Origin of the sequence: Pseudomonas sp. C2B4 (genome assembly GCF_013359695.1) — a bacterium.
Taxonomy (GTDB): Bacteria; Pseudomonadota; Gammaproteobacteria; order Pseudomonadales; family Pseudomonadaceae; genus Aquipseudomonas.
Genome location: NZ_JABFMU010000021.1, coordinates 1 through 25,798, shown reverse-complemented (window position 1 = coordinate 25,798; position 25,798 = coordinate 1). Strand labels below are relative to the sequence as shown.

Below are 25,798 nucleotides of genomic sequence, written 5' to 3'. Positions count from 1 at the left end.
CTCAATGCTCCCGGCTTTCGAAGTCGATGCGCGGATCGACGAAGGTGTAGGTGAGGTCGCCGATCAGTTTCACCACCAGTCCCAGCAGGGTGAAGATGAACAGCGTGCCGAAGACCACCGGGTAATCGCGGTTGATCGCGGCTTCGAAACTCATCAGGCCGAGGCCGTCGAGGGAGAAGATGACTTCCACCAGCAACGATCCGGTGAAGAAGATGCCGATGAAGGCCGACGGAAAACCGGCGATCACCAGCAGCATGGCGTTGCGGAACACGTGGCCGTACAGCACGCGGTGATTGGTCAGGCCCTTGGCCTTGGCGGTAACCACATACTGCTTGTTGATTTCATCGAGGAAGCTGTTCTTGGTCAGCAGGGTCATGGTCGCGAAGTTGCCGATCACCAGCGCGGTCACCGGCAGCGCCAGGTGCCAGAAGTAGTCGAGGATCTTGCCGCCCATGCTCAGTTCATCGAAGTTGTTCGACGTCAGTCCGCGCAGCGGGAACCAGTCCAGGTAGCTGCCTCCGGCAAACACCACGATCAGCAGGATGGCGAACAGGAAGGCCGGGATCGCGTAGCCGACGATGATCGCCGAACTGGTCCAGACATCGAAGTGGGTGCCGTGCCGCGTGGCCTTGGCGATCCCCAGGGGGATCGACACCAGGTACATGATCAGGGTGCTCCACAGCCCGAGGGAGATCGATACCGGCAGCTTTTCCTTGATCAGGTCGATGACTTTCGCATCGCGGAAGAAACTGTCGCCGAAATCCAGGGTGGCGTAGTTCTTGACCATGATCCACAACCGTTCCGGCGCCGATTTGTCGAAACCGTACATGTGCTCGATTTCCTTGATCAGCGCGGGATCCAGGCCTTGGGCACCGCGATAGGCGGAACCGGCCACCGAGACTTCCGCGCCGCCACCGGCGATACGGCTGGTGGCGCCTTCGAAGCCTTCGAGCTTGGCGATCATTTGCTCCACCGGACCGCCAGGAGCGGCCTGGATGATCACGAAGTTGATCAGCAAAATGCCGAACAAGGTGGGAATGATCAGCAGCAGTCGCCGAAAAATATACGCCAGCATCTGATTACTCCGTGCCTGCAGGGTCGGCTTGCAATTTGGTTTCGATCTCTATGGCCGGTTTCGCATCGGGCTTGACCCACCAGGTGGCGGTGCCGATGTCATATTTGGGGGAGACCTTCGGGTGGCCGATGTGGTTCCAGTAGGCCACGCGCCAGGTCTTGATGTGCCAGTTGGGGATTACGTAATAACCCCATTGCAGCACACGGTCCAGTGCCCGAGCGTGGGCCACCAGGCTTTTGCGCGAATCGGCGTTGATCAGTTGCTCGACCAGTTGATCGACCACCGGGTCCTTGAGGCCCATGGAGTTGCGGCTGCCCGGTTTATCGGCGGCCGCTGTCATCCAGAATTCGCGCTGTTCGTTGCCCGGTGAGTTGGACTGCGGGAAGCTGCCGACGATCATGTCGAAGTCCCGCGAACGCACCCGGTTGACGTACTGCGAGACGTCGACCCGGCGGATCACCAAGTCGATGCCCAGGTCGCTCAGGTTGCGCTTGAACGGCAACAGCACGCGTTCGAATTCGGTCTGGGCCAGCAGGAATTCGATGGTCACCGGTTTGCCATTGGCATCGACCATCTTGTCATCGACGATGCGCCAGCCAGCCTCTTGCAGCAGTTGGTAAGCCTTGCGCTGCTGGGTGCGGATCATGCCGCTGCCGTCGGTGACCGGGTTCTGGAACGCTTCGCTGAACACTTGCTCGGGAATCTTGTCGCGGAACGGGTCGAGGATCGCCAGTTGATCGGCGTCCGGCAGGCCGGTGGCGGCCATCTCCGAGTTCTCGAAATAACTGCGGGTACGGGCGTAGGCACTGTTGAACAGCTGCTTGTTGGTCCATTCGAAATCGAGCAACAGGGTCAGGGCCTGGCGCACGCGCACGTCCTGGAACACCGGGCGGCGCAGGTTGAAGACAAAGCCTTGCATGCCGGTGGGGTTGCCGTTGGGGATCTGTTCCTTGATCAAGCGACCCTCGGTCACCGCCGGGATGTTGTAGGCGTTGGCCCAATTCTTCGCGGTCATCTCCAGCCAGTAATCGAACTGCCCGGCCTTGAGGCCTTCCAGCGCCACGGTGTTGTCGCGGTAATAGTCGGTGGTCATCACATCGAAGTTGTAGAAGCCACGGTTGACCGGCAGGTCCTTGCCCCAGTAATCCTTGACCCGCTCATAACGCACCGAGCGTCCGGCCTTCACTTCGGTGACCTTGTACGGGCCGCTGCCCAACGGCACTTCCAGGTTGCCCTTGTTGAAGTCCCGGGTCGCCCACCAGTGTTTGGGCAGCACTGGCAGCTGGCCAAGGATCAACGGCAATTCGCGGTTGTTGCTGTGCTTGAACTTGAACAGCACCGTCAGCGGATCTTCGGCGACCACGTCTTCGACGTCGTTGTAGTAGCCGCGGTACATCGGCGCGCCGTCCTTGATCAGGGTCTGGAAGCTGAACACCACGTCTTCGGCGCGGACCGGATGGCCGTCATGGAAACGCGCTTCGGGCCGTAGATAGAAGCGTACCCAGTCGTTGTTCGGGGCTTTTTCGATCTTGCTGGCGATCAGGCCGTATTCGGTAAAGGGCTCATCCAGGCTCTGCTTGGCCAGGGTGTCGTAGATCAGGTCGATATCGTTGGCCGACACCCCTTTGCTGATGAACGGGTTAAGGCTATCGAAACCGCCGAACCCGGCCTGGCGGAAGATGCCGCCCTTGGGCGCGTCCGGGTTGACGTAGTCGAAGTGTTTGAAGTCGGCCGGGTATTTCGGCGGCTCGTTGTACAGGGTCAGGGCATGTTGCGGGGCGGCACAGGCCAGCCCTGCGAACAACAGGGCGCTGGCCTGCAACAGCAAAGCGCTGATGGGTTTCATCGATCTTTCTCCGAAGATTTCAGCCACCACGCGCTCAGGCCCAGGGTGTAGGGCGGCGTGGTGACGAAGGCGAACCGGTTGCGGTAAGCCAGGCGGTGATAATTGAGGTACCAGTTGGGAATGATGTAGTGCTGCCACAGCAACACCCGGTCCAGCGCCTTGCCGGCAGCGATCTGGTCGTCGCGGGACTTGGCCGCGAGCAGTTGATCGAGCAGATGATCGACCACCGGGTTGGCAATGCCGGCGTAGTTCTTGCTGCCCTTGATCCCGACCTGGCTGGAGTGGAAGTACTGCCACTGTTCCAGGCCGGGGCTGAGGGTCTGGTTGAGGGTCATCAGAATCATGTCGAAATCGAACTGGTCGAGGCGCTGTTTGTACTGAGCGCGATCGACGGTGCGTAACCGTGCATCGACGCCAATGCTGGCGAGGTTCTCGACGTAGGGCTGGAGGATGCGTTCCAGGTTTGGATTGACCAGCAGAATCTCCAGGCGCAGCGGTTGCCCGGCGGCATTCTGCAAACGCTGTCCGTTGAGTTTCCAGCCCGCTTCGGCGAGCAGGGCCAAAGCCTGGCGCATGGTTTCCCGAGGGATGCCGCGGCCTTGGGTCTTGGGCAGGCTGAACGGTTCGGTGAACATCCGGGCGGGCAATTGCTCGCGATAAGGTTTGAGCAGCAACCACTCATGACCCACTGGCAAACCGGTGGCGGAGAATTCGCTGTTGGGGTAATAGCTCATGGCGCGTTTGTAGGCGCTGCTGAACAACGTGCGGTTGGTCCACTCGAAGTCGAACATCAATCCCAGTGCTTCGCGCACCTTGGCGTCGGAAAAGGTTGGGCGGCGGCTGTTCATGAACAGGCCTTGGCTTTGAGTCGGGATCTGGTGCGGGATCTGTGCCTTGATCACGTCGCCGCGACGGATCGCCGGAAAGCGGTAGCCCGTGGCCCAATTCTTCGCCTGATGCTCGATGTAGATATCGAACTCGCCGGCCTTGAACGCTTCGAAAGCCACGTCACTGTCGCGATAGAACTCGACCTCCATGCGGTCGACGTTGTATTTGCCGCGATTGACCGGCAGATCCTTGCCCCAGTAATCCTTGACCCGTTCGAACACGATCTGCCGCCCCGGCGTGACCGAAGTGATGCGATACGGTCCGCTGCCCAGCGGCGGTTCGAAGGTGGTCGCCTTGAAGTCCCGACCTTTCCAGTAATGCTGCGGCAGCACCGGTAACTCACCCAGGCGCAGGATCAGCAAGGGATTGCCGGCTCGCTTGAACACGAAGCGAATACGCTGAGGATTGAGGATGTCGACCCGCAACACTTCCTGCAGATTGGTCCGGTGCTGCGGATGGCCTTCCTTGAGCAGCAACCGGTAGGAGAACGCGACGTCGTAGGCGGTGATCGGCGTGCCATCGTGGAAGCGTGCTTCCGGGCGCAGGTTGAACACCACCCAGCTGCGGTCTTCGCTGTACTCCACCGATTGGGCGATCAGGCCATAGCTGGAGGTTGGCTCATCCCCGGAGGGGGCGTATTGGCCGGTGCCGACCATCAGCGGTTCGTTGAGCTCGTTGATGCCGTATTGCAGGAAGTTCGGCGTGGCAACCGGGCTGGTGCCCTTGAAGGTGTAGGGATTGAGCGTATCGAAGGTGCCAAACGCCATCACCCGCAACGTACCGCCCTTGGGCGCTTGCGGGTTGACCCAGTCGAAGTGGGTAAATCTGGCCGGGTACTTGAGCGTGCCGAACTGCGCATAACCATGGCTTTCGCTGATCGTCGCGCTTGCGGTGGAGCTCAAGGCCAGGCTGATCAGGAGCGAGAGGAGGGGATACTTCAAGTAAGGAATCCGATCCAGGCGGCTTGGGCTTTGTGGCCAGTACAGTAACAGCTTGTATGGACAGGAAAAAGACGGGGGGTTAATGCAAATCTAATCCCTGTAGTAGCCGAGCTTGCTCGCGATGGTCGTGAACGATTACGCGTATAACCAGGTGCCCGGCGGCGCCCTCGGATTTTTCGCGAGCAATCGAGCGTCGACCGGCTGCTCCTACAGGTGGGGGCAAATTTCGTGGACAAAAAAAGCCCCTGATTATCAGGGGCTCATTTATTAGTGCGGGTTCGATACCGTCAGCATCTGTCCAGGCTTCAGCGCCTGGCCGACGCGCGGGTTCCAGCGCTTGAGGTGCTGCATTTCAACATTGAAGCGCTTGGCCACGATGTACAGCGAGTCACCTTGCTGAACCTTGTACTGGGACTGCGGCTTTTTGCTCTCGCCTTTGGTTTTGGCATTCGCCGCCACCACGGTGTTGATGCGCCCGGAACTGCCTTTGCTGGTGTCCTGCATGACCAGGGTCTGGCCAGGCTTCAGGTTCTTGCCACTCAGCTTGTTCCAGCGCTGCAGATCCTTGACGTCGACGTTATTGGCCTTGGCGATGGAGCCCAGGTTGTCACCGCGCTTGACCCGGTAGCTACGCTTGGCACTGGCCACCTGTGTGCTGTCCGCGCCATCGAAGACCGGCTTGAGCGACTTCTTGCTGATCAGCTCTTCAGGACGCATGGTCTGCAGGCTGGTGGTCAGCAGTTGCGCCTTGGACGTCGGCACCAGCAAATGCTGGGGGCCGTCGATGGTGGTGCGCTGCTTGAAGGCCGGGTTGAGCTGGAACAGTTCGTCTTCGTCGATGTTGGCCACTGCGGCGACCTTGGACAGGTCCATGCGCTGGTTGATTTCGACGACCTGGAAATAGGGTTCGTTGGCGATCGGGTTGAGGTTCACGCCGTACGCTTCCGGCGCCATCACCACTTGCGACAGTGCCAGCAGCTTCGGCACGTAGGCCTGGGTCTCGGAGGGCAGTGGCAGGTTCCAGTAGTCGGTGGGCAGACCAAGTCTTTCGTTACGCTCGATGGCCCGGCTGACGGTGCCTTCGCCGGCGTTGTAAGCGGCGAGGGCCAGCAGCCAGTCGCCGTTGAACATGTCGTGCAGGCGCGACAGGTAGTCCATCGCGGCGGTGGTCGAAGCGGTGATATCGCGACGGCCATCATAGAAACGGGTCTGGCGCAGGTTGAAATAACGCCCGGTGGAGGGGATGAATTGCCACAGGCCAACCGCATCGGCGCGGGAATAGGCCATCGGGTTGTAGGCGCTCTCAATCACCGGCAGCAGTGCCAGTTCCAGCGGCATGTTGCGTTCTTCAAGACGCTCGACGATGTAATGAATGTAGAGACTGCCGCGTTCGCCGGCATTTTCGAGGAAAGACGGATTGCTGGCGAACCACAGGCGCTGTTGCTCGATGCGCGGGTTGACGCCCAGTCCGTCCTGCAACTGGAAGCCCTGGCGCATGCGCTCCCAGACATCCTGCGGGATCTGCGGGCTCGGCTTTTCGCTGAGCCAGATGGGCTTCTGCTTGGCGCGCGCGGCAATATTCGGAGTGTGCGCCGCATCGGTCTGCGGCACATGGCTGGAACAGCCCGCCAATGTCGCGGACACAGCCACCGCTATGGCTTGCGCCAGGCGGGTCAGAGCGTCCGAATTGATGGCTTTACGAATGGATGACGACATTGGCTGGAAGTGAGTTCCGGGCAAAAATGTCGGGCGATTCTAGAAAGCGCACCCCCAACGGTCAACCACTCATGGTTTTTGTACCATCGTACAAGCTGTTTAGAACGTATCTTTCCAAGCCCTCAGCGACGCAAAAACCATATCGGGCGCAGAGTTATCGGTGCCGGTCCGTTCGTCCGCTTTTTCTTTAACGGATGTTTCGGAGGTGCGCAAAAACGGATTCGTTCTCTTTTCCAGCGCTATCGTGGAGGGCAGTGTGATGACCCCGGCTTCCCGTTTCCGGGTGACACTGGCCAGGCGTTCGAGGGTGTCCGGATTGTCCGGTTCCACGGCAGCGGCGAAGCGCAGATTGCTCAGGGTGTATTCGTGGGTGCAGTACACCTGTGTCTCTTCTGGAAGCGCCGCGAGGCGGGACAGCGAGGTGTGCATTTGTTTGGGCGTGCCTTCGAACAGGCGTCCGCAACCGGCGGCGAACAAAGTGTCGCCACAAAACAGCAGGCCAGGGTGATAATAGGCAATGTGGCCCAAGGTATGGCCGGGCACGGCGATGATCTCGAAGTCATGGCCCAGCACGGTGATGCGATCGTTATCCTTGAGCGCGATGTCCCGACCCGGAATGTTCTCGCTGGCTGGACCCCAGACTTTCGCGTCCGTCGCGCGCTTCAGCTGTTCGACGCCGCCGACATGGTCATGATGATGGTGAGTGATCAGGATATCGCTCAGGCGCCATCCCGGATTGGCCAGAAGCCAGGCTTGTACCGGCCTGGCATCGCCCGGATCGACCACTGCGCAGTGCCGGGTGTCGGGGTCTTGTAACAACCAGATGTAGTTGTCGGTAAAGGCGGGCAGGGCACTGATCTGTATCATCGTCGGATTCGCCAAGCGGAAAACAATGGTGCATCTTAGAACTTCCTGGCGCGTTGGAGAATGCAATGACCGATAAAGCGTTCGCTCAGGCCGATCCTGACTGGCTGGCGTTGATCAGCGCGGCCCGTGAGTGGCTGTCCGGTCCGATCGGGCAGTTTTTGCTGGATGAAGAACGGCGCATGCTCGAAGAAGAGCTGGGCCGCTTTTTTGGCGGCTATCTGGTGCATTACGGTCCCTCGGCCCAGACGCCGCCGGCGGCGCCGCAGGTCCAGCGCAATGTGCGTCTGGGCGCGCCTTTGCCGGGCGTCGAGATTGTCTGTGAAGAACAGGCCTGGCCGTTGAGCGAGCATGCAGCCGATGTGGTGGTGTTGCAGCACGGCCTGGATTTCTGCCTGTCGCCCCACGGATTGCTGCGTGAGGCCGCGAGCAGTGTGCGGCCCGGCGGGCACCTGTTGATCATCGGCATCAACCCCTGGAGCAGTTGGGGCCTGCGTCATGTGTTTGCTCACGATGCGTTGCGCAAGGCCCGCTGCATTTCTCCGTCGCGGGTGGCCGACTGGCTGAACCTGCTGGGCTTCGCGCTGGAGAAACGCCGCTTCGGGTGCTATCGTCCGCCGCTGGCTTCGCCCGCCTGGCAGACCCGCCTGGCCGGTTGGGAACGCAAGGCCGGTGACTGGCAATTGTCCGGCGGCGGCTTCTATTTATTGGTCGCGCGCAAGATCGTGGTGGGCCTGCGGCCGGTCCGTCAGGAGCGTCGCGAACCGATGGGCAAGCTGATTCCACTGCCGATGGCCAAGGTCAATCGCCGGCGCATCGAACCGTAATACCCACTTTATATTTCCGGCCGGGCTTGTTCCCGGTCTCGGGCGTTGTCGATCTTCGATCGGCGAGCCACCGCATTTTCTGGATAGATTGGCATGAGCGATAGCGTAGAACTGTTCACCGATGGCGCCTGCAAAGGCAACCCTGGCCCTGGCGGCTGGGGCGCATTGCTGGTGTGCAAGGGCGTCGAAAAGGAACTCTGGGGCGGCGAAGCCAACACCACCAACAACCGCATGGAGTTGATGGGCGCGATCCGCGGCCTGGAAGAACTCAAGCGTCCCTGCGACGTGCTGCTGGTGACTGACTCGCAATACGTGATGAAAGGCATCAACGAGTGGATGGCCAACTGGAAAAAACGCGGCTGGAAAACCGCCGCGAAAGAACCGGTGAAAAACGCCGACCTGTGGATGATGCTCGACGAGCAGGTCAATCGTCACAACGTCACCTGGAAGTGGGTGCGCGGGCACATCGGCCATCATGGCAACGAGCGCGCCGACCAACTGGCCAACCGTGGCGTGGATGAAGTGCGCGGGTTCAAGCAGGCCTGACCTGAGTTCAACCGATAGACCGTGTCGCTCCTTTCGCGAGCAGGCTCGCTCCCACAGTTGATCTCCAGTGAACACAACCATTGTGTCCGCGCCAGATTTTATGTGGGAGCGAGCCTGCTCGCGAATGAGAACAACACGGTCTATCTGATAGACCCCGGCGAGCGTGCTAACATCGCCGCCTTTGTACGAATGACCCGTTGAGAGCTGAGCACTGATGGCCACCAGATCCGTTGTACTCGATACCGAAACCACCGGCATGCCGGTGACCGACGGCCACCGGATTATCGAAATCGGTTGTGTCGAGTTGATCGGTCGGCGCCTGACGGGCCGGCATTTTCACGTTTATCTGCAACCGGACCGCGAGAGTGACGAAGGCGCCATCGGCGTCCACGGCATCACCAACGAGTTCCTGGTGGGCAAACCGCGTTTTGCCGAGGTGGCCGAAGAGTTCTTCGAGTTCATCAAGGGCGCGCAGCTGATCATTCATAACGCGGCGTTCGACGTTGGCTTCATCAACAACGAATTTGCCCTGATGGGTCAGCACGATCGTGCGGACATCGCGCAACACTGCTCGATCCTCGACACCCTGCTGATGGCCCGGGAGCGTCACCCGGGGCAGCGCAACAGCCTCGATGCCCTGTGCAAACGCTATGGCGTCGACAACTCCGGCCGTGAGCTGCACGGCGCCTTGCTCGACTCCGAGATTCTCGCCGACGTTTACCTGACCATGACCGGTGGGCAGACCAGCCTGTCCCTGGCCGGTAATGCGTCCGATGGCAACGGCTCCGGTGAAGGCGCGGACAACTCGGCCACGGAAATCCGCCGCTTGCCGGCCGACCGCAAACCGACTCGCATCATTCGCGCCAGCGAGGATGATCTGGCTCAGCATATGGCGCGCCTGGAGGTCATCAGCAAATCGGCGGGTGGACCGGCGTTGTGGCTGCAGTTGGCCGAGGCTGAAGCACAGGCGTAAGTCTTTGAATAAAGATCGCAGCCTCGTTTCACTCGACAGCTCCTACAAGGAATGTGCCCTGTAGGAGCTGTCGAGTGAAACGAGGCCGCGATCTTTTGATCTTGATAAAGCGTTGACCCATTTTAGGGCATTGCACTCGCCACATCCGCTCCAACCCTCTACCCTGAGGTGATTGGCAGGCTCTGGCCCGCCGCCTCAGGACACTGAGCCTCATGTACAAAGATCTGAAATTCCCGGTCCTGATCGTCCATCGTGACATCAAGGCCGACACCGTCGCCGGCGACCGCATACGGGGCATTGCCCGGGAACTGGAGCAGGAAGGATTCAGCATCGTCTCGGCGATGGATTACACCGAAGGGCGCCTGGTCGCTTCGACGCATCACGGCCTTTCGTGCATGTTGATCGCGGCGGAAGACGCCAGCGCCCATTCCCATTTGTTACAGAATATGGCCGAGCTGATCGGGTTGGCGCGAGTGCGTGCGCCTGATTTGCCCATCTTCGCCCTGGGCGAGCAAGTGACCCTGGAAAATGCGCCCGCCGATGCCATGGCCGAGCTGAATCAGCTGCGCGGCATTTTGTACCTGTTCGAAGACACCGTGCCATTTCTCGCGCGACAGGTGGCACGGGCTGCGCGCAAGTACCTGGACGGGCTGCTGCCGCCATTTTTCAAGGCATTGGTGCAGCACACCGCCGATTCCAACTATTCCTGGCACACCCCCGGTCATGGCGGCGGCGTGGCGTATCACAAGAGTCCGGTGGGCCAGGCCTTTCATCAGTTCTTCGGGGAAAACACCCTGCGTTCGGATCTGTCGGTATCGGTGCCCGAACTGGGTTCACTGCTGGACCACACCGGCCCGCTGGCAGAAGCCGAAGCCCGGGCGGCGCGCAATTTCGGCGCTGATCACACCTTTTTCGTGATCAATGGCACCTCGACCGCCAACAAGATCGTCTGGCATTCCATGGTCGCCCGCGATGATCTGGTGCTGGTGGACCGCAATTGCCACAAGTCGGTGCTGCATTCGATCATCATGACCGGTGCCATTCCGCTGTACCTGTGCCCGGAACGCAATGAACTGGGGATCATCGGTCCGATTCCGTTGAGCGAGTTCAGCCCGGAATCGATCCAGGCCAAGATCGCCGCCAGTCCGCTGACCAAGGGCAGGGCGCCCAAGGTCAAACTGGCGGTGGTGACCAATTCGACCTATGACGGTCTCTGCTACAACGCCGAGCTGATCAAGCAACAACTGGGCAACAGTGTCGAGGTGCTGCACTTCGATGAGGCCTGGTATGCCTACGCGGCGTTCCATGAGTTTTTCGCCGGGCGTTACGGCATGGGCACGTCCCGCAGTGACGACAGCCCGCTGGTGTTCACCACCCACTCCACTCATAAATTGCTGGCCGCGTTCAGTCAGGCCTCGATGATTCACGTGCAGGATGGCGGAGCGCGGCAGTTGGACCGTGATCGCTTCAACGAAGCGTTCATGATGCACATCTCCACGTCGCCGCAGTACGGCATCATTGCGTCGCTGGATGTCGCGTCGGCCATGATGGAGGGCGGGGCCGGGCGTTCGCTGTTGCAGGAAATGTTCGACGAAGCCCTGAGTTTTCGTCGGGCGCTGGCCAACCTGCGACAACATATCGCGGCCGACGACTGGTGGTTTTCCATCTGGCAGCCGCCGTCAGTGGAAGGCATTGATCGGGTTGAGACCGAAGACTGGCTGCTGCAGCCGGAGCATGACTGGCACGGCTTTGGCGACGTGACCGACAATTACGTCCTGCTCGACCCGATCAAGGTCACCCTGGTGATGCCGGGCCTGACCGCGGGCGGCGCACTGAGCGAGCGGGGGATTCCGGCGGCGGTCGTCAGCAAGTTCCTCTGGGAGCGCGGGCTGGTGGTGGAAAAGACCGGGCTGTATTCGTTTCTGGTGCTGTTCTCCATGGGCATCACCAAGGGCAAATGGAGCACGCTGCTCACCGAGCTGCTGGAGTTCAAGCGCAGCTACGACGCCAACGTCAGCCTGGCGACCTGCCTCCCGTGCGTGGCGCAACAGAACGTCGCGCGCTACCAGGGCATGGGCCTGCGCGATCTGTGCGATCAGTTGCACGGCTGCTATCGCAGCAATGCCACGGCCAAACATCTCAAGCGCATGTACACGGTGTTGCCGGAAGTCGCCATGAAACCCGCGGATGCCTACGATCAATTGGTACGCGGTGAAGTCGAAGCGGTGTCGATCGATGCTCTGGATGGGCGTATCGCTGCCGTGATGCTGGTGCCTTATCCGCCGGGAATTCCGTTGATCATGCCTGGCGAACGTTTTACCGAATCGACCCGTTCGATCATCGACTACCTGGCGTTTGCTCGCACGTTCGATAGCAGCTTCCCGGGATTCGTCGCCGATGTGCACGGCTTGCAACACGAAGATGAGGGCAATGGACGGCAGTACACCGTCGATTGCATCAAGGAATGAGGACCTATCCGAGTATGCAACCTGTCATGAATCCGAATTATCCGGGGTTGTCGGTGCGTGTGGCCGACGAAGGCTTTGCCGCCTATATCTGGGGCAGTGATTTCAGCTTTGAGGTGGCGGCCTACGGCGCGCCGCAAGTCGGTCAGCCATTGGCACAATGGCCGGTCACGCCAATCACGCCTTACCGTAAATGCTATGGCATCGATCCTGAAGAATTCAGCAGTTTCCGCGATGCCGCCGACAGTGCGATTTTCATGGCCTACCTGGACGATCAGCCGGTGGGTCACCTGGTGATCAGCACCAACTGGAACGGTTTTGCCCATATCGACGAACTGGCGGTGCATGCCCCGGCACGACGCCATGGCGTGGCCAAGGCATTGCTGGATGTGGCGCAGTTCTGGAGTCGCAAGAAAAAACTGCCGGGCATCATGCTGGAAACCCAGAACAACAACCTGGGCGCATGCCGTTTGTATGAACGTTGCGGCTATGTGCTTGGGGGTGTCGATCACATGCGCTATCGGGGCATCGACCCCAACACCGCCGAGGTGGCGCTGTTCTGGTACCGCGTGTTCGATAACCCGCTGGAAAACCCTGTCAGTTCCCCAGCATCGCCGCGGCTTGTTCCGTAACGATCCCCAGCAGGGTCTGGACTGCGGGGGAGGGTTCGCCGTTTTTCAGGGTCAGGGCATAGACACTGATGGGCACTGCGGGCGCCAGCGGACAGACGTCGAGCCCGGCGGACCTGGCGCCCAGGGCGGTGAAGGGGTCGACGATGGCCAGGCCTTCACCGGCCTCGACCATGCTACGCATCATCTGATGGGTCTGGACCCGTGTCTGAATGACCGGTGCCGGGCGCAGGGCCTGCAGTTTGTGCTCAAGGGCGGGACTGAGTGGATCATGGCCTTCGAGGCCGACCATCGCCTGGCCGGCCAGGTCCTGCAGTGAGATGTACTTCTGTTTGGGTTGCAGCCAACCGTGGGGGGCGAGCAGTTGCAGCTTGCCTTGGGCGATGACCTGGCAATGGATCTCGGCGTGATCGGGGTCATGCAGGCTCAGGCCCAGGTCGCTTTCTCGCAGCAACAGGCTCCTGACGATGTCTCGGGTGGGTTGGCTCAGGAGAGTGCAAGGCGCGTCGGGCAGGCGTCGGCGCAGGGCCGCGATGCTTTGCGGCAGCAGTTGCTGGGCCAGCGGTGGGGTGCAGATGATGCGCAGTGGCGGGGCCAGGTATTGCCGCAGGCTGTTGGCCAGGCGCTGTACCGGTTCGAGCGCATCGTAGACATGGGCGATTTCAACCTGCAGTTCCCGCGCCTCGCGGGTAGCCTGCAAGCGTCCCCGCACGCTGGAGAACAGCATGAAACCCAACTGATCCTCGGCCTCGCGCAAAACGCGTTCGACCTCGGTCACCGGCAACTGCAGCCATTCGGCGGCGGTGCCCAGGTGACCGGTCTGCAGGAGTGCCTGGATCACTTCGATATGGCGTAAGCGCATGCGTGAAGTCCATGTTCAGCAGGAGAAGGAGTCAGTGTCTGAATCCTAACCCAAGTCCGCGCATATGACTTCTGCTCATAACGCCGAGTTATGAAGCGACGATCGATTCCGGTTCACGGGTCAGGGTCACGCCCGTTTGCACCAACTGAAACTCGTTGTCAGCGAGCTTGTTGACGCGGTCGCCAATAGCCAGTTTGTACGTGGTGACAGGCGCGCCGTCCGCCGACGGTGTGGATTCCTGGAACTCATGTACGGAATAAATGCGGCCTTCCGCGTCTCTTGCATGGAACTGACCGACGAGTACTGCTGCCATCTGCTTAGAACCTCTGGAGATAAAACGCTTGATTTGCGGCTGTGTAGACCGCCATCGAGCACGGTAAGTTTTCCTACACAAAAAAAATAATCAGGACGCGGATATACCTGTGTTTACTGGTTGAACCGTCGTCTGATCATCTATAACTACAGGCTCCCCCCACGGACAGTCGAGAGTCTTCCATGAGCAATGTCTATACCGTCGCCGTAGTGGTCGGCAGCCTGCGCAAAGCATCGATCAATCGCAAGGTTGCCCTCGCGCTGGCGGAACTGGCACCGGCCAACCTGAAACTGAACATCGTCGAAATCGGCGATCTGCCGCTCTACAACGAAGAAATTGACGGCGATTCACCGCCGGCAGCCTACAGCACTTTCCGGCAACAAGTGAGTTCATCCGACGCAGTGCTGTTCGTGACCCCGGAATACAACCGTTCGGTGCCGGCCCCCATGAAGAATGCGATTGATGTGGGCTCACGCCCTTATGGCAAGAGTGTCTGGAGCGGCAAACCGGGGGCGGTATTCAGTGCTTCGCCGGGCGCGATAGGCGGATTTGGTGCAAACCATCACTTGCGCCAGTCCATGGTGTTTCTCGACGTACCGATGATGCAGCAACCGGAATCCTACCTGGGGGGCGCCGGCTCGGCGTTCGACGAGGCGGGCAATCCGTCCGAGTCGGTCAGGCCGTTTCTGCAAAAGTTCATCGATTCTTATGCCAAGTGGGTCGAACAGCACAAGAAAGCCTGACAAATCCTGCTGTAGGAGCGAACTCGCTCGCGAAAAACCCGAGAGCGACCCGTTTAACCAGAAAGCACGCGTAATCGTTAACGACCATCGCGAGCAAGCTCGCTCCTACAAGAGGCGGCTGCAGATCATCGTTTCCATTTCCGCCAACCAGGCGGCGGTTTGCGCCGTCGCCGGTTGTGCGGTGACGCAATAACGACGGCCGCCCCAGGCCATGATCACCCAGGCATCAATGGTCGTCGGCGAGGGTTGCGCAGGCAGATCGGTACAGGCTGCAAAGGCTTCGCGCCATTTTTGCGTCAGTTCCTCGAACACCCTTCGATGATGTTTGGGCTCGGCGATCCGGTGTTCGATCAGTAGCACGGCATGATTGAACAGCGGTTGCTGGGCATCGTCGGGGTCGCATGTCAGGCGGACAAGGCGCTTGATTCGGGTTGACCAGTCCAGGTCGCTGGCTTGTACGACACCTTCATCGATATCCCGTAACAAGGCATCCAGGCGATGTCGGATATATCCGGACAGCAAGGCCTCCTTGCTCGGGAAATAGTCGTACAGCGTGCCAATGGCAACGCCTGCTTCCAGCGCCACCTCGCGGGTGGTCAAACCCGACCAGCCATCGCGTTGCCAAATCCGAACAAACGCCTGGTAAATCGCTTCGACTGTGAAAACCGCCCGGGCCTGACTCGGCCGTTTCAACGGTTTTGCGCGGGGATTGAGGGTGGGCACCTGGCCCTTGCTGTTTCCGAACCCGTTCTTCATTGGCTGCCGCTACGCTGGTACTACCCGCCACACTGTCGCAGCAGGAGACTGAAGGATGCAAAGTTCGAGCACGGTAACACGGCTGATTACCCGTAAAAACGCCCTTGATCAGAGTCGCATTGAGGAGCACCAGCGCAGCCTGGTGCCGGCGGCTGGAGAGGTGATTGTCAAAATCGATCGTTGTGCACTGACGACCAACAACATTACGTATGCGGCCTACGGCAATTCGATGAACTACTGGGGATTCTTTCCGACAGGGCTGGCGGAATGGGGACACGTTCCCGCCTGGGGCTTTGCCGATGTGGTGGCCTCGGATGTGCCTGGCATCAAGGTCGGGGAGCGCTTCTATGGGTATTTCCCGATTGCCAGTCATCTCTGGATGCGCCCGGAACGTGTCACTGAACGGGGTTTTTACGACGGCGCCGAGCATCGAATCGGATTGACCTCGGCCTACAACCAGTACACCCGATGCAGTTGGGACGGCTACTACAGCCCGGACACCGAAAACCTGCAGATTCTGCTCAAGCCGCTGTTCCTGACCTCCTCGATGCTCGCCGACTTCTTGCAGGACAAGCAGTTTTTCGGGGCAGAACGGGTGGTGTTTTCCAGCGCTTCGAGCAAAACCGCTTATGGCGCGGCCGTCTGCCTGGGCGATCATCCTGACCTGGAAAGGGTGGCGCTGACCTCGGCCGGCAACAAAGCCTTTGTCCAGCACCTTGATTGTTACGAGCAGGTCGTGTCCTACGAGGAGCTGAACAGTCTGGTCAATGACCGTCCGACACTGTATGTGGACTTTTCCGGTGACCTGGACTTGCGTGACCGGGTGCACCGGCATTTTGCCGAACAGTTGATCTACAGCTGCTTCGCGGGATCTGCGCAGAGCACCCACGAAGCCCGGCTGACGGCGATCGAGGGGCCGCAGCCGGTGTTCTTTTTCGCGCCGGTCCAGATTCGCAAGCGCAACGCCGATTGGGGGCCGGAAGGGGTCAGTCAGCACATCGGTGAAGGCTTGCTGCAGTTCTTCCGAAAAGTGACCTCGCTTGAAAAACCCCTGATCCAAGTGATAGAAAGCCGGGGCTATGAAGCGGCGCAAGCCGTTATTTCCCGTCTGTTTCACGGACAGGTCGCGCCGCTGGAGGGGCATGTGATTCGGTTGTGACGAGTCCTGCCGCACGTTCAGGGCTGGCCTGCCATCACATTCCTCAATGGTTCCAAGGCTGCCCTGAATGCTTGTAGCGTCACTGATTTTCCTGTTGACCATCACGTTGGTGATCTGGCAACCCAAAGGCCTCGGCGTGGGCTGGAGTGCGGTATTCGGCGCAGTGCTGGCGCTGATTTGCGGGGTGGTGCACCTGGCTGACATCCCGGTGGTGTGGCAGATCATCTGGAATGCCACCGGCACGTTTATCGCGCTGATCATCATCAGCCTGTTGCTGGACGAGGCCGGCCTGTTTGCCTGGGCCGCGTTGCACGTGGCGCGTTGGGGCCGAGGCAACGGGCGCAAATTGTTCGCTTACATGGTGCTGCTGGGGGCGCTGGTTTCGGCGTTGTTCGCCAACGATGGCGCGGCACTGATCCTCACGCCCATCGTGATCTCCATGCTCCTGGCGCTGCGCTTTTCGCCGGCGGCGACCCTGGCGTTCGTCATGGGTGCCGGTTTCATCGCCGACACGGCAAGCCTGCCGCTGGTGGTGTCGAACCTGGTGAACATCGTGTCGGCAGACTTCTTCAACATTGGGTTCAACCGCTATGCGGCGGTGATGATTCCGGTCAACCTGGTGAGCGTTGCCGCGACACTGGCGATGTTGCTGTGGTTTTTCCGACGCGACATTCCGCGCGATTATGACCCTGAGCAACTGGCGCATCCGGCGACCGCCATCCACGACAAGGCAACGTTTTATGCCGGTTGGGCGGTGTTGGCGATTCTGTTGCTCGGCTGTTTCGCCCTGGAGCCGCTGGGTATTCCGATCAGCGCGATCTCGGCGGTATGCGCCGCGTTGTTGCTGGCCATCGCCGCTCGCGGGCACAAGATTTCCACGCGCAAAGTCATGAAGGAAGCGCCGTGGCAGATCGTTATTTTCTCGCTGGGCATGTATCTGGTGGTCTATGGCCTGCGTAACGCCGGGCTCACCGGATATCTGGCGCAATGGCTCAATGGCTTTGCCGAGTATGGCGTGTGGGGCGCGGCCATGGGCACCGGGGTGCTGACAGCGTTGCTGTCGTCGATCATGAATAACCTGCCGACAGTGCTGATCGGCCTGCTATCCATCGATGCCAGTCAGGCGACGGGCATGGTGAAGGAGGCCATGGTCTACGCCAACGTCATCGGCAGCGACCTTGGCCCGAAAATCACCCCGATCGGCAGTCTGGCGACGTTGTTGTGGTTGCATGTGCTGGAGCGCAAGAGCATCCGGATCGGCTGGGGGTATTACTTCAAGGTCGGGATCGTATTGACGGTGCCGGTGTTGCTGGTGACGTTGGCGGCGTTGGCTGTGCGGTTATCCCTCTAAACCGGGTCGCCCCCTTCGCGAGCAGACTCGCTCCCACAGTTGAAGTGCATTCTCCCTGTGGGAGCGAGCCTGCTCGCGAAGGGGCCAGTCCAGTCACCTCAAAACTCAACTCTGCCCCGGCACGTTCGGCCAAAGATCCGCCACCAGAAACAGCCGCTCGGCTTCTTCCCAATCGCCATCGGCATTTTCCGTCAAGCGCACCAGCAGTTGCGCCGGCGCCACGGGCGACAAATCACTCAACCACGCCTTCAACTGCTCCTCACTCCAGGCCTGCCCGGCAGGATAGTGCGCCGGCGCCAGCCAGGCGTGGCGGGGCAGGAGTTGCCAGCGACCGGGTGGACTTTGTCCGACAAAATCAGGCCAATCCTTTTGATGCAGCCAGCGACCGCGCAAGTGTTGCGGATGTGCACCGTCGGGAGGTGCCGCTTGCCCGGGCCATGGATAGAGCAGATAGCCACCCAGCCACAAATGCGCGCTGAAATGGCGGATATCCAGCGCTGCCAGCACTTCGCGGCTCTCGGGGCGCGCGGAAATCGGCAGTTGATGCTGGCTCAGATGCGTCAGCTTGCGGTCCAGCCGATCATGGCAGCCGGGGCCGAGCCATTGCGCCGCGTCGTGGCCATCGCCGTTCTGCGGACCGAGATAAAGCTTGATCGCCAGTTCCAGGTGATGCACGCCATCGCGATCGCGCAGCAACATGTCCAGCTCGCCCAGGGTATGGCCTTCGCGGCGGATCGGCATATTGGCGGCAATCAGTCCGATACCGGGCGCATGTTCGACGGCAAATTGCCAGAGGCGTTCGTAGTACAGGCCAAGACGCCGGGTGCGTGCCTGGGCCAGCCAGTGCAGCAAGCCGTAGCTGTCGTGATCGAGACGTCGCAGCCAGTGCTCCAGGCGCTCCGGTGCCTGGACCCAGTCGCTGCCGGCCAAGGGATGGCGTTGCGGCCACGGCGTGTCGACGAGCATCGGCGGCGCGAGTATGACCCACGCCAGGTCGCGCACCTCGGGGTGGTGCAACTGGTGGGGCAACTGCAACAAATCTGGAAATAGGATCATCTTGCGAGCATAGCCTCTAACAGGAGTACATCCTTGTCGCTGAAAGGATTTTGTCTATCCCGAGCTTTCGCCCATAATCGTGTTTTTCGCCGTCGCAGGTCCCGCGTCCTGCCCCCGAGTCCTGTAGGAGCCCCATGGAGCAATTTCGTAATATCGGCATCATCGGACGCCTCGGCAGTTCACAGGTGCTGGATACCGTTCGCCGACTGAAACGGTTTCTGCTCGATCGTCACCTGCATGTGATCCTCGAAGACACCATCGCCGAAGTCCTGCCGGGCCACGGCCTGCAAACCTCATCGCGCAAGATGCTCGGCGAAGTGTGTGACATGGTGATTGTGGTCGGCGGTGACGGCAGCCTGCTCGGCGCGGCGCGGGCACTGGCCAAACACAATATCCCGGTGCTCGGCATCAACCGCGGCAGCCTGGGTTTCCTGACCGATATCCGTCCCGACGAACTGGAAATCAAGGTCGCCGAAGTGCTCGACGGCCACTATCTGGTGGAAAACCGCTTCCTGCTGCAAGCCGAAGTCCGTCGCCACGCCGAGGCCATCGGCCAGGGCGATGCGCTGAACGATGTGGTTCTGCACCCCGGCAAATCCACGCGGATGATCGAGTTCGAGCTGTACATCGACGGCCAGTTCGTCTGCAGCCAGAAGGCCGACGGTCTGATCGTCGCCACGCCCACCGGATCCACCGCCTACGCGCTCTCTGCCGGCGGTCCGATCATGCATCCCAAGCTCGACGCCATTGTAATTGTGCCGATGTACCCCCATACCTTGTCGGGTAGACCGATTGTGGTCGATGGCAACAGTGAGCTGAAAATCGTCGTGTCCAAGGATATGCAGATTTACCCGCAAGTCTCGTGTGACGGGCAGAACCACTTTACCTGTGCGCCCGGCGACACCATCACCGTCAGCAAGAAAGCCCAGAAGCTGCGGCTGATCCATCCGCTCGACCACAACTACTATGAAGTCTGCCGGACCAAGCTCGGCTGGGGCAGCAAGTTGGGTGGTGGAGGCGACTGATGCTCGATCCCGCGCGTAGCTACGACCTGATCGGTGACGTGCACGGTTGCGCTCTGACCCTTGAGCATTTGCTCGACCGGCTCGGTTATCACAAGCAGGGGGGCGTCTGGCGCCATGCGTCGCGCATGGCGGTGTTCGTCGGCGATATCATCGACCGTGGCCCGCGAATACGCGAGGCGCTGCACATCGTTCACGACATGGTCGAGGCCGGCCAGGCGCTGTGCATCATGGGCAATCATGAATTCAACGCCCTGGGCTGGGTTACGCCGGCGCTGCCCGGTAGCGGCAAGCAATTCGTCCGTGAACACACCCCGCGCCATGCCCGTTTGTTGCACGAAACCCTGACTCAGTTCGAACACCATCCCGGCGACTGGCATGACTTCCAGCAATGGTTCTATGAGCTGCCGCTATTCGTCGATGCTGGGCGCTTCCGGGTGGTCCACGCCTGTTGGGATGGCGGCCTGATCGAGCCACTTCGGGCACTTTTCCCCGATGGCTGCGTCGATGAGCACTTCCTTCAGGCCTCGGCCGAGTCGGGCAGTTTCGCCTGCACCGTGTTCGATCGCCTGCTGCGCGGCACCGACATGCGCCTGCCCCATGGCTTGACCATGACCAGCGGCGACGGTCTGGTGCGTTCGTTCTTCCGCACCAAATTCTGGGAAGATGACCCGCAGACCTACGGCGACATCGTGTTTCAGCCCGATGCGCTGCCCGACCCGGTGGCACAAACGCCCCTGTCGTCCAGTGAAAAAAACAACCTGCTGCGTTATGGCATCGACGAGCCGCTGTTGTTCGTCGGTCACTATTGGCGCAGCGGCAAACCGGCGCCGATTCGTCCGAATCTGGCGTGCCTGGATTACAGCGCCGTGCTCTACGGCAAACTGGTCGCCTATCGCCTGGATCAGGAAACGCGGCTCGATCCGCATAAATTTGTCTGGGTCGATGTCGAACGGCCAGAGGTGTTGCAATGAGTAAGGTCGCGGTATTGCGCTTGCCGCTGGCGGTGGACTTGAGCGGCTTCGTCAAGTTGCTGCAACGCATGCAGGTGCCTCATCGTGTCAGCGAAGAGGCGGGCGAGCAGGTGTTGTGGGTGCCGGACAACATCAGCGAGGACGTGCGCGCCCTGTACGAGCGCTTTCCAGCGGGCGATCCCGATCAACAGCTGGATATACCCGTAGCCCAGACCGTTCGCCGGCCGGGCTTCGCAGAGCAGGTTCGCTACGCCAAGGCCACCGCCGCCGTGTTGGTGCTGAGCATTCTGGTCGGCGCACTGACGCAGCTGGGCGACAATTTCGCCACCCTGCGCTGGCTGACCTTTCTCGATTTCCGCATCGTCGGCGAGTACATCCACTTCACTCCCCTGGCCGACAGCCTGGCGGCGGGGCAGTGGTGGCGACTGGTCACGCCGATGCTGATCCACTTCGGCATCCTGCACCTGGCCATGAACGGCATGTGGTACTGGGAGCTGGGACGGCGCATCGAGTCGCGCCAGGGCAGCATCAACCTGATCGGCCTGACCCTGCTGTTCAGCCTGACGTCCAATTACACCCAATATTTGTTCAGTGGCCCGACCTTGTTTGGCGGGTTGTCCGGCGTCCTGTACGGCTTGCTCGGACATTGCTGGATTTTCCAGCTATTGGCGCCGAACCGCGCTTATCGTCTGCCCCGTGGGGTGCTGGTGATGATGCTGGTGTGGTTGCTGCTGTGCCTGTCCGGGCTGGTCTCGATGATCGGCTTCGGTGAAATCGCCAACGCGGCCCATGTCAGCGGGTTGCTCGTCGGATGCTTGACCGGTTTGTTGGGTGGTTTGTACAACCGCCGTAAACTGGCCGCCTGAAACAGTTTATGTAAATAGAGAACGCGGAGACCCAATGTCCTCTTTTAACGAAATGATCAAGAACATCACCCCGGACATCTACCAGAGCCTGAAACTGGCGGTGGAAATCGGTAAATGGTCCGACGGTGGCAAGCTCACCACCGAGCAACGCGAACTGTCGCTGCAAGCGATGATCGCCTGGGAAATCCAGAACCTGCCCGAGGAAGAGCGTACTGGCTACATGGGCCCGCAGGAATGTGCATCGAAGTCGATTGAAGTGCCGAATATCCTTTTCAAGTCGGATGCCATCCATTGATCGAGATTGGCCGCGGTGCAATCAGTAAAATGTCGGCGCGCCTGGACGGGCCGAACGTGCAATACGCATTTCGCCTGGGCGACGTCGAGGTTCCGGTCAACCCGTTGATCGGTACCACGGTGCGCCTGGAATACCTGGGTGCGATCCATTGCATCCATTGCGGGCGCAAGACCAAAACCAGTTTCAGCCAGGGTTACTGCTACCCGTGCATGACCAAGCTGGCCCAGTGCGACGTGTGCATCATGAGCCCGGAACGCTGCCATTACGACGCCGGCACCTGCCGGGAGCCGGAGTGGGGCGAGAAGTTCTGCATGACCGATCACATCGTCTACCTGTCGAACTCGTCCGGGGTGAAAGTCGGGATTACCCGCGCCACCCAGCTGCCGACCCGCTGGATCGATCAGGGCGCCAGCCAGGCGCTGCCGATCGTGCGCGTCGCGACCCGCCAGCAGTCCGGCTTCGTCGAGGACCTGTTTCGCAGTCAGGTCGCCGACAAGACCAACTGGCGTGCCTTGCTCAAGGGTGATGCGGTTTCGGTGAATCTGGCCGAGGTTCGCGATCAACTGTTCGAGAGTTGCGCCGAAGGCCTGCAAGGTTTGCAGGAACGATTTGGCCTGCAGGCGATCCAGACGATGAGCGATGTCGAGCCGCTTGAAATCCGTTTCCCGGTGGAGCAATACCCGGCCAAGATCGTCAGCTTCAACCTGGACAAGAACCCGATTGCCGAAGGCACGCTGCTGGGGATCAAGGGTCAATACCTGATCTTCGATACCGGCGTGATCAACATTCGTAAGTACACGGCCTATCAGCTCGCCGTGCATCAGTAAGGACTCCAGCATGCGCACCGAACAACCGAAGATGATCTACCTCAAGGACTATCAGGCGCCTGAGTACCTGATCGACGAAACTCACCTGACCTTCGAGTTGTTCGAGGACCACAGCCTGGTCCATGCGCAACTGGTGATGCGCCGCAACCCCGAGCGTGGCCCGGGCCTGCCGCCGCTGGTGCTGGATGGTCAACAACTGGACCTGCTGTCGGTGACCCTGGCCGATCGCGAGCTGACAGCCGCCGACTACCAGTTGACCGAGAACCACCTGACGCTGCACCCGACCAGCACCACGTTCACGGTCGACACCAGCGTACGCATCCACCCGGAAACCAACACCGCGCTGGAAGGCCTGTACAAGTCCGGCACGATGTTCTGCACCCAATGCGAGGCCGAAGGCTTCCGCAAGATCACCTATTACCTCGACCGCCCGGACGTGATGAGCACGTTCACCACCACCGTGGTCGCCGAGCAGCACAGCTACCCGGTGCTCTTGTCCAACGGCAACCCGATCGCCAGCGGTCCCGGCGAAGACGGCCGGCACTGGGCGACCTGGGAAGATCCGTTCAAGAAACCGGCGTACCTGTTCGCGTTGGTGGCCGGTGATTTGTGGTGTGTCGAAGACACCTTCACCACCATGACCGATCGCACCGTGGCGCTGCGCATCTACGTCGAGCCGGAAAACATCGACAAGTGCCAGCACGCGATGAACAGCCTGAAGAAATCCATGCGCTGGGATGAAGAGGTGTACGGTCGCGAGTATGACCTGGACATCTTCATGATCGTCGCCGTGAACGACTTCAACATGGGCGCGATGGAGAACAAGGGCCTCAACATCTTCAACTCCAGCGCCGTGCTGGCGAAGGCCGAAACCGCCACCGACGCCGCGCACCAGCGGGTCGAAGCCATCGTGGCCCACGAATACTTCCACAACTGGTCGGGCAACCGCGTGACCTGCCGCGACTGGTTCCAGTTGTCGCTCAAGGAAGGCTTCACCGTATTCCGCGATTCGCATTTCTCCGCCGACATGAACTCGGCCACGGTGAAACGTATCCAGGACGTGGCTTATCTGCGCACCCACCAGTTCGCCGAAGACGCCGGCCCTATGGCGCACGCGGTACGTCCGGACAGCTTCATCGAAATTTCCAACTTCTACACCCTGACCGTGTACGAAAAGGGCTCGGAAGTGGTGGGCATGATCCACACCTTGCTGGGTGCCGATGGCTTCCGCAAAGGCAGTGACCTGTACTTCGAACGCCACGACGGCCAGGCCGTGACCTGCGATGACTTCATCAAGGCCATGGAAGACGCCAACGGTGTCGACCTGACCCAGTTCAAGCGCTGGTACAGCCAGGCCGGCACGCCACGTCTGGCGGTGAGCGAGTCCTACGACGCGGCGGCGAAAACCTACAGCCTGACCTTCCGCCAGAGCTGCCCGCAGACCCCGGACAAGGCGGAAAAACTGCCGTTCGTGATCCCGGTCGAACTCGGCCTGCTGGACAGCAAGGGCGCCGAGATTGCCCTGCGTCTGGCCGGTGAAGCGTCGGCGCAAGGTACTTCACGGGTCATTTCGGTGACCGAAGCGGAACAGACCTTTACCTTCGTCGACATCGCCGAACAACCACTGCCTTCGTTGCTGCGCGGTTTCTCGGCGCCGGTGAAACTGAGCTTCCCGTACAACCGTGATCAGTTGATGTTCCTGATGCAGCACGACAGCGACGGTTTCAATCGCTGGGATGCCGGCCAGCAATTGTCGGTGCAGGTGCTGCAAGAGCTGATCGCCCAGCAACAGAAAGGCGAAGTGCTGGTGCTCGATCAGCGCCTGGTTTCGGCCTTGCGCACCGTGCTGTCCGATGAGTTGCTGGATCAGGCGATGGTCGCCGAAATGCTTTCGCTGCCAAGCGAAGCGTACCTGACTGAAATCAGCGACGTGGCGGATGTCGAAGCCATTCACATCGCCCGTGAGTTCGCCCGCAAGCAACTGGCTGACGCACTGTTCGAAGGCTTGTGGCTGCGTTATCAGGTCAACCGCGACCTGTCCAAGCAAACCCCGTATGTGGCCGAGGCTGAACATTTTGCCCGCCGCGCGTTGCAGAACATTGCGCTGTCGTACCTGATGCTCAGCGGCAAGCCGGAAGTGCTGTCGGCGACGCTGGAGCAGTTCGACGCATGCGACAACATGACCGAGCGTTTGACCGCGCTCGCGGTGCTGGTCAACTCGCCGTTCGAGGAACAGAAAGCCAAGGCCCTGGCTAGCTTCGCCGCGCACTTCAGCGACAACCCGCTGGTCATGGATCAGTGGTTCAGCGTTCAGGCTGGCAGTGTGTTGCCGGGTGGTCTGGATCGGGTCAAGGCGTTGATGGAGCATCCTGCGTTCAACATCAAGAATCCGAACAAGGTTCGGGCATTGATCGGCGCGTTTGCCGGGCAGAACCTGATCAATTTCCATGCGGCGGATGGTTCCGGGTATCGCTTCCTGGCGGACCTGGTGATCGAGCTGAACGGGTTCAATCCGCAGATTGCTTCCCGGCAGTTGGCGCCTTTGACGCGCTGGCGCAAGTACGACAGTTCCCGTCAGGCGTTGATGAAAGGGGAGCTGGAGCGGATTCGGGCTTCGGGGCAATTGTCCAGTGATGTGTTTGAGGTGGTCAGCAAGAGCCTGGCTTGAGTCTGGCTTGAACTTGGCGGCCTTCGGGCCGACCAGGTTCTGGGTTGTTTGAGTACATATCCGTTGCTGCGGTAACGGCCACTTATGGTTTCGCCCTTACGGCGAGTCCCTTTTTCAAACGCCAAAAAGGAACCAA

General features: G+C 60.3%; 23 protein-coding genes. 14 read left to right on the top strand and 9 right to left on the bottom strand.

The genetic code is table 11. The annotated features are described in order from the left end of the window. Position 1 precedes the first annotated feature (1 nt). From HNQ83_RS15450 to gloB, 5 genes are all read right to left on the bottom strand, one after another. A complete protein-coding gene (locus HNQ83_RS15450; protein WP_175389761.1) occupies positions 2-1,075 on the bottom strand; it encodes a microcin C ABC transporter permease YejB in 1,074 nt (357 codons plus the stop codon). A gap of 4 nt (positions 1,076-1,079) precedes the next feature. Next, on the bottom strand, positions 1,080-2,921 hold the full coding sequence (locus tag HNQ83_RS15445; RefSeq protein ID WP_175389760.1) for an extracellular solute-binding protein: 1,842 nt from the start codon (positions 2,919-2,921) through the stop codon (positions 1,080-1,082). Next, positions 2,918-4,750: an extracellular solute-binding protein gene (locus tag HNQ83_RS15440; RefSeq protein WP_175389759.1), complete on the bottom strand. Its 1,833-nt coding sequence runs from the start codon at positions 4,748-4,750 to the stop codon at positions 2,918-2,920. Before HNQ83_RS15440 ends, HNQ83_RS15445 begins: the two co-directional genes overlap by 4 nt. A 267-nt stretch (positions 4,751-5,017) precedes the next feature. Continuing rightward, positions 5,018-6,466 (bottom strand): transglycosylase SLT domain-containing protein, encoded by a 1,449-nt coding sequence (locus tag HNQ83_RS15435; protein ID WP_175389758.1) that lies wholly within the window; start codon positions 6,464-6,466, stop codon positions 5,018-5,020. A gap of 99 nt (positions 6,467-6,565) precedes the next feature. Beyond that, positions 6,566-7,333 carry a hydroxyacylglutathione hydrolase gene (gene gloB / locus HNQ83_RS15430; RefSeq protein ID WP_175389811.1) on the bottom strand — a complete coding sequence of 256 codons (768 nt, stop codon included), beginning with the start codon at positions 7,331-7,333 and terminating at the stop codon, positions 6,566-6,568. A gap of 65 nt (positions 7,334-7,398) precedes the next feature. On the opposite strand from gloB, the gene HNQ83_RS15425 reads away from it, so the two are divergent. The 5 genes from HNQ83_RS15425 to HNQ83_RS15405 all read left to right on the top strand — a co-directional run bounded on the left by HNQ83_RS15425 (position 7,399) and on the right by HNQ83_RS15405 (position 12,773). After that, positions 7,399-8,157 carry a methyltransferase domain-containing protein gene (locus HNQ83_RS15425; RefSeq protein WP_175389757.1) on the top strand — a complete coding sequence of 253 codons (759 nt, stop codon included), beginning with the start codon at positions 7,399-7,401 and terminating at the stop codon, positions 8,155-8,157. 93 nt (positions 8,158-8,250) lie between these two features. Next, positions 8,251-8,703, top strand: coding sequence for a ribonuclease HI (gene rnhA / locus HNQ83_RS15420; protein ID WP_175389756.1), 453 nt, complete (start codon positions 8,251-8,253; stop codon positions 8,701-8,703). 214 nt (positions 8,704-8,917) lie between these two features. Beyond that, complete coding sequence (dnaQ, locus tag HNQ83_RS15415; protein ID WP_175389755.1) at positions 8,918-9,676, top strand: DNA polymerase III subunit epsilon; 759 nt, start codon at positions 8,918-8,920, stop codon at positions 9,674-9,676. Between the two features lie 212 nt (positions 9,677-9,888). Further along, positions 9,889-12,144: an Orn/Lys/Arg decarboxylase N-terminal domain-containing protein gene (locus tag HNQ83_RS15410; RefSeq protein ID WP_175389754.1), complete on the top strand. Its 2,256-nt coding sequence runs from the start codon at positions 9,889-9,891 to the stop codon at positions 12,142-12,144. 14 nt (positions 12,145-12,158) lie between these two features. Continuing rightward, positions 12,159-12,773: a GNAT family N-acetyltransferase gene (locus tag HNQ83_RS15405; protein ID WP_175389753.1), complete on the top strand. Its 615-nt coding sequence runs from the start codon at positions 12,159-12,161 to the stop codon at positions 12,771-12,773. Here HNQ83_RS15405 and HNQ83_RS15400 read toward each other — a convergent pair. Together HNQ83_RS15400 and HNQ83_RS15395 are read right to left on the bottom strand one after the other, a co-directional pair. After that, positions 12,739-13,632, bottom strand: a complete 894-nt coding sequence (locus HNQ83_RS15400; RefSeq protein WP_175389752.1) for a LysR family transcriptional regulator — start codon at positions 13,630-13,632, stop codon at positions 12,739-12,741. The genes HNQ83_RS15405 and HNQ83_RS15400 overlap by 35 nt on opposite strands. 88 nt (positions 13,633-13,720) lie before the next feature. Then, positions 13,721-13,945, bottom strand: coding sequence for a hypothetical protein (locus HNQ83_RS15395; RefSeq protein WP_175389751.1), 225 nt, complete (start codon positions 13,943-13,945; stop codon positions 13,721-13,723). A gap of 182 nt (positions 13,946-14,127) precedes the next feature. Here HNQ83_RS15395 and HNQ83_RS15390 point away from each other — a divergent pair, with 182 nt between their 5' ends. Beyond that, positions 14,128-14,688 carry an NADPH-dependent FMN reductase gene (locus tag HNQ83_RS15390; protein WP_175389750.1) on the top strand — a complete coding sequence of 187 codons (561 nt, stop codon included), beginning with the start codon at positions 14,128-14,130 and terminating at the stop codon, positions 14,686-14,688. Positions 14,689-14,793: 105 nt separating this feature from the next. Here HNQ83_RS15390 and HNQ83_RS15385 read toward each other — a convergent pair whose 3' ends face one another. Beyond that, positions 14,794-15,444 carry a TetR/AcrR family transcriptional regulator gene (locus tag HNQ83_RS15385; protein ID WP_175389749.1) on the bottom strand — a complete coding sequence of 217 codons (651 nt, stop codon included), beginning with the start codon at positions 15,442-15,444 and terminating at the stop codon, positions 14,794-14,796. Between the two features lie 55 nt (positions 15,445-15,499). Here HNQ83_RS15385 and HNQ83_RS15380 point away from each other — a divergent pair, with 55 nt between their 5' ends. Together HNQ83_RS15380 and HNQ83_RS15375 are read left to right on the top strand one after the other, a co-directional pair. Continuing rightward, complete coding sequence (locus tag HNQ83_RS15380) at positions 15,500-16,603, top strand: DUF2855 family protein (protein WP_175389748.1); 1,104 nt, start codon at positions 15,500-15,502, stop codon at positions 16,601-16,603. 67 nt (positions 16,604-16,670) lie between these two features. Then, positions 16,671-17,954: an arsenic transporter gene (locus tag HNQ83_RS15375; protein WP_175389747.1), complete on the top strand. Its 1,284-nt coding sequence runs from the start codon at positions 16,671-16,673 to the stop codon at positions 17,952-17,954. Positions 17,955-18,059: 105 nt separating this feature from the next. Here the strand turns inward: HNQ83_RS15375 and HNQ83_RS15370 are convergent, their stop codons facing one another. Further along, a complete protein-coding gene (locus tag HNQ83_RS15370) occupies positions 18,060-19,010 on the bottom strand; it encodes a DUF1853 family protein (protein WP_175389746.1) in 951 nt (316 codons plus the stop codon). A gap of 134 nt (positions 19,011-19,144) precedes the next feature. Between HNQ83_RS15370 and HNQ83_RS15365 the strand changes: the two genes are divergently transcribed. Genes HNQ83_RS15365 through pepN form a run of 6 tightly spaced genes read left to right on the top strand, consistent with a single transcriptional unit; the run spans position 19,145 to position 25,662 of the window. Then, on the top strand, positions 19,145-20,035 hold the full coding sequence (locus HNQ83_RS15365) for an NAD(+) kinase (protein WP_011333623.1): 891 nt from the start codon (positions 19,145-19,147) through the stop codon (positions 20,033-20,035). After that, positions 20,035-21,006, top strand: coding sequence for a metallophosphoesterase (locus tag HNQ83_RS15360; RefSeq protein ID WP_175389745.1), 972 nt, complete (start codon positions 20,035-20,037; stop codon positions 21,004-21,006). Before HNQ83_RS15365 ends, HNQ83_RS15360 begins: the two co-directional genes overlap by 1 nt. Further along, positions 21,003-21,872 (top strand): rhomboid family intramembrane serine protease, encoded by an 870-nt coding sequence (locus HNQ83_RS15355; RefSeq protein WP_175389744.1) that lies wholly within the window; start codon positions 21,003-21,005, stop codon positions 21,870-21,872. The genes HNQ83_RS15360 and HNQ83_RS15355 overlap by 4 nt, the downstream gene beginning before the upstream one ends. Positions 21,873-21,906: 34 nt before the next feature. After that, positions 21,907-22,167 carry a YeaC family protein gene (locus HNQ83_RS15350; RefSeq protein ID WP_095194932.1) on the top strand — a complete coding sequence of 87 codons (261 nt, stop codon included), beginning with the start codon at positions 21,907-21,909 and terminating at the stop codon, positions 22,165-22,167. Continuing rightward, on the top strand, positions 22,164-22,994 hold the full coding sequence (locus tag HNQ83_RS15345) for a DUF2797 domain-containing protein (protein WP_175389743.1): 831 nt from the start codon (positions 22,164-22,166) through the stop codon (positions 22,992-22,994). Before HNQ83_RS15350 ends, HNQ83_RS15345 begins: the two co-directional genes overlap by 4 nt. Positions 22,995-23,004: 10 nt before the next feature. Further along, a complete protein-coding gene (gene pepN / locus HNQ83_RS15340; protein ID WP_175389742.1) occupies positions 23,005-25,662 on the top strand; it encodes an aminopeptidase N in 2,658 nt (885 codons plus the stop codon). Positions 25,663-25,798 lie beyond the last annotated feature (136 nt).